The following is a 6,755-nucleotide window of genomic DNA, read 5'->3' as shown; positions in this document are numbered from 1 at the left end:
GAGCTCGGCGGCAAGGCGCCCTTCGTGGTGTTCGACGACGCCGACCTCGACGCCGCCATCCAGGGCGCGGTCGCCGCGTCCCTGATCAACACCGGGCAGGACTGCACCGCCGCCACCAGGGCGATCGTCGCGCGTGACCTGTACGACGACTTCGTGGCCGGGGTCGCCGAGGTGATGAGCGGCGTCGTCGTCGGCGACCCGCATGACCCCGACACCGACCTTGGGCCGTTGATCACCACGGCGCACCGCGAGAAGGTCGCGGCGATGGTCGCACGCGCACCCGGCGAGGGCGGCCGCGTCGTCACCGGCGGTGTCGTGCCCGACCTGCCAGGGTCGTTCTACTGCCCCACCCTGATCGCCGACGTCGACGAGCGTTCCGAGGTGTACCGCGACGAGATCTTCGGGCCCGTGCTGGTGGCGCGCGCGTTCACCGACGACGACGACGCGCTGCGTCAGGCCAACGACACCGAGTACGGGTTGGCGGCCTCGGCGTGGACGCGTGACGTCTACCGGGCCCAGCGCGCGTCGCGCGAGATCAAGGCCGGCTGCGTGTGGATCAACGACCACATCCCGATCATCAGCGAGATGCCGCACGGTGGCGTCGGCGCATCGGGGTTCGGCAAGGACATGAGCGACTACTCCTTCGAGGAATACCTCACCATCAAGCACGTGATGAGCGATATCACCGGCGTCGCCGACAAGGGCTGGCACCGAACGATTTTCACGAAGCGGTAGTCGCGTCCACCGAGTTCAGCGCCGCTTCGATCTGCTTGCGATATCGGGTGAACAGGCGCGGACTGTCCATCGCGAACACCGCCACCGGCTCACCCTCGCGCTCGTAGGCGGCGGTGAACGACGGACTGTCGAGTGCGCCCTCGATGACCCGCAGGCTGTCGGTGGGGGTGAAGTAGCCGGCGAACTGCAGCATCCTTCCGTACTGACACGACCAGAAGTACGGCGCCGTGCGGCGAGGTGGTGTGCGGCCCATGATCGCCGCCGCGACGACCCTTGCCTGCGTGGTGGCATTCGTCCAATGTTCGCTGCGGTGGTGGGTGCGCAGGTTCTGGTCGTACACCCTGGCGCAGTCGCCGATCGCATACACGCCGGGAATCGTTGTGCGACACGATGAATCGGTGACGAATCCACGGTCGGTCAGCAGCGCCGGATGGGCGGCCCATTCGGTGTTCGGCACGGACCCGATGCCGATCAGCACCGTGTCGGCGGGCACGTGCGTGCCGTCGTCCAAGGCGACCGAGTCCACCCGCCCGTCTCCGGTCAGCGCGCCCACCCCGACGCCGGCAAGGAGCCGGACGCCGTTTCGGGCGTGCAGGCCGGCACACGCGCCGGCGATCTGCGGACCGAGAGCAGCGGCCAGCGGGGCACTCGCGGCCTCGACGATGGTGACCTCGATGCCAAGGGCGTTCGCGGTACCGGCGATCTCGGCGCCGATGAACCCGGCGCCGATGACGGTGAGCCTGCGCGTACGGGTGAACGAATCGCGCAGGGCCAGCGCATCATCGACGGTGCGCAGGGTGTGGACGCCAGTCAGGTCGCCGCAGCCGGGCAGGGTTCGCGCGCGGGCGCCGGTGGCGATCACCACGACGTCGGCGCTCACCGTGGATCCGTCGGCGATTCGAATGGAGATGCTGCCGTCCGCTCCGGTGGCAAGGCCGGCGGCGGCACGTCCAAGGAGCCATTGGGCGTCAAGAGTTTCGTCGACGCCGTCCACCAAGGCGATGTCGACGTCGTCTGCGGACAGGAACTCCTTGGACAGCGGTGGCCGGTCATAGGGCAGATGCACTTCGGCGCCGATCACCGTGATCGGCCCGGTGAAGCCCTCGGCGCGCAGCCCGCGCACCGCGGACAACCCGGCCAGCGACGCGCCGACGACCACGACCGACCGCGGGTCGGTCACGCCGTGCCCGCTTCCGGCCCTACCTCCAGCCACACCTCGCCTGCGACGACGCCCACACGATGAGTGCGCACGGCGATCTTGGCTGGCGGGCCCGACACCGCGCCGGTACGCAGGTCGAAGCATGACTCGTGCAGCGGGCACTCGACGGTGCAGTCCTCCACCCAGCCGTCGGCCAGTGAGGCGTCCTGATGGGTGCACGTGTCGTCGATGGCGAACAGACCCTGCTCGGTGTGAAAGACCGAGATCGGCGCGGTCCGGGCAAGTCGGACGGTGAGGGCTTCCCCGACTGGGATGTCGGCAAGGCGGCCGACGAGGACGGGTTGGCCGGTCAGCGGCGTATTCGCGGTCATACGGACTTCTCCTTGATCCCGGATTGAGTCTGTTGCGTAATAAGAGATAGATGCGTAATACGCAACAGTGTGGCGACGGAATCCGGCTGCGTCAAGGGGGTCTGGCGCAGAAATAACCGGGCCGCCAGGGGTTGACAGTGGACGGCGTGCGGTAGACGATAGTTGCTTAATACGATACACGTTGCGCCATGCGCACCAAAAGGAGGTCGCGTGCGTCAGCCGAAGGTCGTCATCATCGGTGCCGGTGTCGTGGGAACGTCGCTGGCCGACGAGATCACCCAGCGCGGATGGAACGACGTGACCGTCCTGGACCGCGGCCCGCTCTTCGCGACGGGCGGCTCCACGTCGCACGCGCCAGGACTGGTGTTCCAGACCAATCCGTCGAAGACCATGACCGAGTTCGCCCGTTACACCGTCGAGAAGTTCGGGGCGCTGGGCGCCTTCAACGCGGTCGGGGGACTCGAGCTCGCGACGACCCCGCAGCGCTGGACCGATTTGCATCGCAAGGCGGGCTGGGCGCGGTCATGGGGCATCGAAGGGCGTCTGATCGACGCCGAGGAGTGCCTGGCCCTCTACCCGCTGTTGGACCGGGACCGGGTCCTCGGTGGATTCCACACTGCCGCAGATGGTTTAGCGCTTGCCGTCCGCGCAGTCGAGGCGCAGGCCGCCCGCGCGACGGACCGCGGGGCACGCTTCCTCGGCAATCACGAGATCGCCGAGATCGTGGATCGGAATGGCCGGGTCGCCGGCGTGCGCACCGTCGCCGGTGAGGTGTTCGAGGCCGACGTCGTGGTGTCCGCGGTCGGGTTCTGGGGTGCCGAGTTGGCCGCAAGGGTGGGCTTGACGGTGCCATTGGTGCCGATGGCCCACCAGTACGCGAAGACCGGACAGGTGCCCGGGCTGGTGCAGGTCGACGACACCGGGGACGGCGCACGGCTACCCATCCTGCGTCACCAGGACGAGGACCTGTACTACCGCCAGCACGGCGACCGGCTGGGGATCGGCTACTACGGGCACCGCCCGATGCCGGTCGAGATGGGCACCCTCCTGCACGACACGGCCGACGAGGCGATGCCGTCGATGCTGCCGTTCACCGACGACGACTTCGCGCCCGCATGGACCGCGAGCACCGCCCTGCTGCCGGTGCTCGGCGATGCGAAGGTCGAGGAGGGCTTCAACGGCATATTCTCGTTCACACCCGACGGCTTCTCGATCATGGGCGAGCACCGCGAGCTGAGCGGGTTCTGGGTCGCCGAGGCGGTGTGGGTGACCCACTCGGCCGGTGTCGCGAAGGCGATGGCCGAGTGGATCGTCGACGGCGCCCCCGGCACCGATGTGCACGAATGCGATCTGTACCGGTTCGAAAAGGCCGCCCTCAGCCCCGATTTCGTCAACCGGACCAGTGCACAGGCCTTCGTGGAGGTCTACGACATCGTCCACCCGCACCAGTACCGCGACGCGCCGCGCAATCTGCGGGTCAGCCCGTTCCATCAACGCGAGCGCGACCTCGGGGCGTTCTTCTTCGAGGTCCGATGCTGGGAACGCCCCGCCTGGTACGAGACCAATGCCCCGCTGCTGGACGTGCTGCGGGATCAGGGTCTCGACGTGCCACAGCGCGACGAGTGGTCATCGCGGTTCTACTCGCCGATCTCGATCGCCGAAGCGCGGTGGACCCGTGAGCACGTCGCGTTCTACGACATGACGCCGCTGACGCGCTACGAGGTCGCCGGGCCGGGAGCGGTCGACTTCCTGCAACGTCTGACCACCAACAACGTCGCCAAGAGCGTCGGCTCGGTCACCTACACGCTGCTGCTCGACGAGAATGGCGGCATCCGAAGCGATCTCACGGTCGCTCGGTTGGCACCGGAGCTCTTCCAGGTGGGCGCCAACGGGCCGCTGGACTTCGACTGGCTGAGCAGGCAGCTGCCCGATGATGGCACCATCACGGTGCGGGACGTCACCGGTGGGACATGCTGCGTCGGCGTCTGGGGCCCGAAGGCGCGGCAGCTGGTGCAGCCGCTGTGTCCCGACGACCTGTCCAACGAGTCGTTCAAGTACTTCCGCGCGCTGCAGACCCACCTCGGTTCCGTCCCGGTCACGATGATGCGGGTGTCCTACGTCGGCGAGCTTGGTTGGGAGATCTACACCACGGCCGAATGCGGTGCCGCGCTGTGGGATCTGCTGTGGGAGGCGGGACGACCCCACCAGGCGATCGCTGCGGGACAGATCGCCTTCAACAGCCTGCGTATGGAGAAGGGCTACCGCGCGTGGGGCAGCGACATGACCGCCGAGCACACCCCGGCCGCGGCAGGGATCGACTTCGCGGTCCGGATGGCCAAGGAGGACTTCGTCGGCAAACGCGGGCTGGAAGAGGCGCCGCCGCCGGCAACCATGCTGCGCAGCATCGTGTTCGACGATCCCGATGCCGTCGTGCTGGGCAAGGAGCCCGTGTCGGTGGGCGGGGCGACGGTCGGCTACGTCACCAGCGCGGGTTATTCGGCCACCATCGGTTGCAGCATCGCCTACGCCTGGCTGCCCGCCGATCTAGGTCCCGGCGCCGAGGTCGAGGTGGACTATCTGACAACGACTTTCACCGCAGCGGTGCACGCCGAGCCGGTCGTGGACCCCGAGATGTCGCGGATCCGGAGGTAGCGGCGGGATGGTGGAGAGCTACGACGTCATCGTCATCGGCCTCGGCGGCATGGGAAGCTCGGCGGCCTACCATCTGGCCCGCCGGGGTCAGCGGGTGCTCGGGCTGGAGAAGTTCACCCCCGCACACGACAAGGGGTCCAGCCACGGCGGGTCGCGGATCATCAGGCAGTCCTACTTCGAAGATCCCGCGTATGTGCCGTTGTTGTTGCGGGCCTACGAGCTCTGGGAAGATCTGGCGCGCGACTCCGGGCAGGAGGTCTACCGAATCACCGGCGGGCTGTTCCTCGGCCCGTCGGAATGCCTCACCGTCGCCGGGAGTCTGCGGGCCAGCCTGCAGTGGTCACTGCCGCACGAAGTGCTCGACGCCGCGCAGATCCGCACCCGCTTCCCCAATTTCACGCCACAGCCCGACGACGTCGGACTGTACGAGGCCAAGGCCGGGTTCGCGCGTCCGGAGATGACCGTCGCCGCCCACCTCGACCTCGCCGCGCGCGCAGGCGCGACGCTGCGCTTCGGCGAGGAGGTGCTGCACTGGTCGGAGTCCGCAGCGGGTGTGACGGTCGCGACCGGAACCGGCACCTACACGGCGGGCCAGGTGGTGATCTGCCCCGGCGCATGGGCCCCGGAGTTGTTGGCCGAGTTGGGCATCCCGATCACGGTCGAGCGCCAGGTGCTGTACTGGCTGGACCCCGTCGGCGGGACGGCGCCATTCGAAGACCAACCCATCTTCATCAACGAAAACGCCAACGGTATGCAGATATACGGGTTCCCGGCGATCGACGGTCCCCAGGGTGGGGTCAAGGTCGCCTTCTTCCGCAAGGGGCAGGTCTGCACGCCCGATACCATCGACCGGGTCGTACACCCCGAGGAGATAACCGCCATGCGCGACCGGGTGACGGAGCTGCTGCCTGCGCTCGCGGGAGACTGCGTGCACTCGGCCACGTGCATGTACTCCAACACCAGCGACGAGCACTTCGTCATCACCCGCCACCCCGACTACGCCAACGTGACCGTGGCATGCGGATTTTCGGGCCACGGCTTCAAGTTCGTCCCGGTCGTCGGCGAGATCGTCGCCGACCTCGCGACCACCGGGACCACCGCACACCCCATCGGACTGTTCGACCCGCAGAGGCTGGTGACATCGTGACCGCGACCGAACTACCGGCGTCGACAGGCCACGGCGCCCAAGCCAGTCATGCCCCCGCAGGCTCGCTGATCCCCACCCTGGGTGGCGAATACTATTGCAACGACCGTATTTTCGGGCTGGAGCAGGAGCACATCCTCGAGACGATGTGGTTCTGCGCGGCGCGCAGCCGCGATCTGCCCAATCCGGGATCGTTCAAACGCGTGCAGGTGGGGCGCGAGAGCGTGCTGGTGGTCCGCGGACGCGACGGCGCCTTACGCGCCTTCCTCAACATCTGCAGGCACCGAGGCGCGCAGCTGTGCACCGAGCCGGAGGGCGAGGTACGCCGGACCCTGCAATGCCCCTACCACGCCTGGACCTACGGGCTCGACGGCAAACTCGTCGCAGCCCCGAACCTCGGCACGCTGAAGGACGGCGACGGACGTGGCATCGACCGCACCGCGTACGGGCTGGTGCCGGTGGCGCTGCGGGAATGGCTCGGCTACGCCTGGGTGTGCCTGGCCGACACTCCGCCGTCGTTCGAGGAGGACGTCATCGGAGCGGTCACGGCACGGCTTGGCGATCCGACGGCCATCGACCGCTACCAGATCGACGAGCTCGAGGTGGGCAGGCGCGTCGTCTACGACGTGGCGGCGAACTGGAAGCTGATCGTCGAGAACTTCATGGAGTGCTACCACTGCGCGACCATTCACCC

The 6,755-nt window shown here is 67.9% G+C and carries 6 protein-coding genes; 4 read left to right on the top strand and 2 right to left on the bottom strand.

The genetic code is table 11. From position 1 onward, the window contains the following. The coding region (locus QOC69_RS15845) for an aldehyde dehydrogenase family protein (RefSeq protein WP_526441155.1) at window positions 1–735 on the top strand (735 nt) is incomplete at its 5' end. Here the strand turns inward: QOC69_RS15845 and QOC69_RS15840 are convergent. Further along, on the bottom strand, window positions 722–1,915 hold the full coding sequence (locus QOC69_RS15840) for an NAD(P)/FAD-dependent oxidoreductase (RefSeq protein WP_526441153.1): 1,194 nt from the start codon (window positions 1,913–1,915) through the stop codon (window positions 722–724). The genes QOC69_RS15845 and QOC69_RS15840 overlap by 14 nt on opposite strands. Then, window positions 1,912–2,265: a bifunctional 3-phenylpropionate/cinnamic acid dioxygenase ferredoxin subunit gene (locus QOC69_RS15835; RefSeq protein WP_526441151.1), complete on the bottom strand. Its 354-nt coding sequence runs from the start codon at window positions 2,263–2,265 to the stop codon at window positions 1,912–1,914. Before QOC69_RS15835 ends, QOC69_RS15840 begins: the two co-directional genes overlap by 4 nt. A gap of 210 nt (window positions 2,266–2,475) precedes the next feature. On the opposite strand from QOC69_RS15835, the gene QOC69_RS15830 reads away from it, so the two are divergent. The 3 genes from QOC69_RS15830 to QOC69_RS15820 all read left to right on the top strand — a co-directional run. Further along, window positions 2,476–4,917, top strand: a complete 2,442-nt coding sequence (locus QOC69_RS15830) for an FAD-dependent oxidoreductase (RefSeq protein WP_526441149.1) — start codon at window positions 2,476–2,478, stop codon at window positions 4,915–4,917. 7 nt (window positions 4,918–4,924) lie between these two features. Then, on the top strand, window positions 4,925–6,064 hold the full coding sequence (gene solA / locus QOC69_RS15825) for an N-methyl-L-tryptophan oxidase (protein WP_526441147.1): 1,140 nt from the start codon (window positions 4,925–4,927) through the stop codon (window positions 6,062–6,064). Then, the coding region (locus tag QOC69_RS15820) for an aromatic ring-hydroxylating oxygenase subunit alpha (RefSeq protein WP_526441145.1) at window positions 6,061–6,755 on the top strand (695 nt) is incomplete at its 3' end. The genes solA and QOC69_RS15820, both read left to right, overlap by 4 nt.

Source organism: Mycobacterium sp. (genome assembly GCF_032162105.1).
Taxonomy (GTDB): domain Bacteria; phylum Actinomycetota; class Actinomycetes; order Mycobacteriales; family Mycobacteriaceae; genus Mycobacterium.
Note: the sequence above shows the minus strand (reverse complement) of the source record. Positions and strands in the feature narration are given on the sequence as shown.

What these genes read in the sequence shown, in the direction of transcription:
- QOC69_RS15835 (WP_526441151.1), bottom strand. Translation starts at nt 2,265, where the DNA reads ATGACCGCGAATACGCCGCTGACCGGCCAACCCGTCCTCGTCGGCCGC.
- solA (WP_526441147.1), top strand. Translation starts at nt 4,925, where the DNA reads ATGGTGGAGAGCTACGACGTCATCGTCATCGGCCTCGGCGGCATGGGA.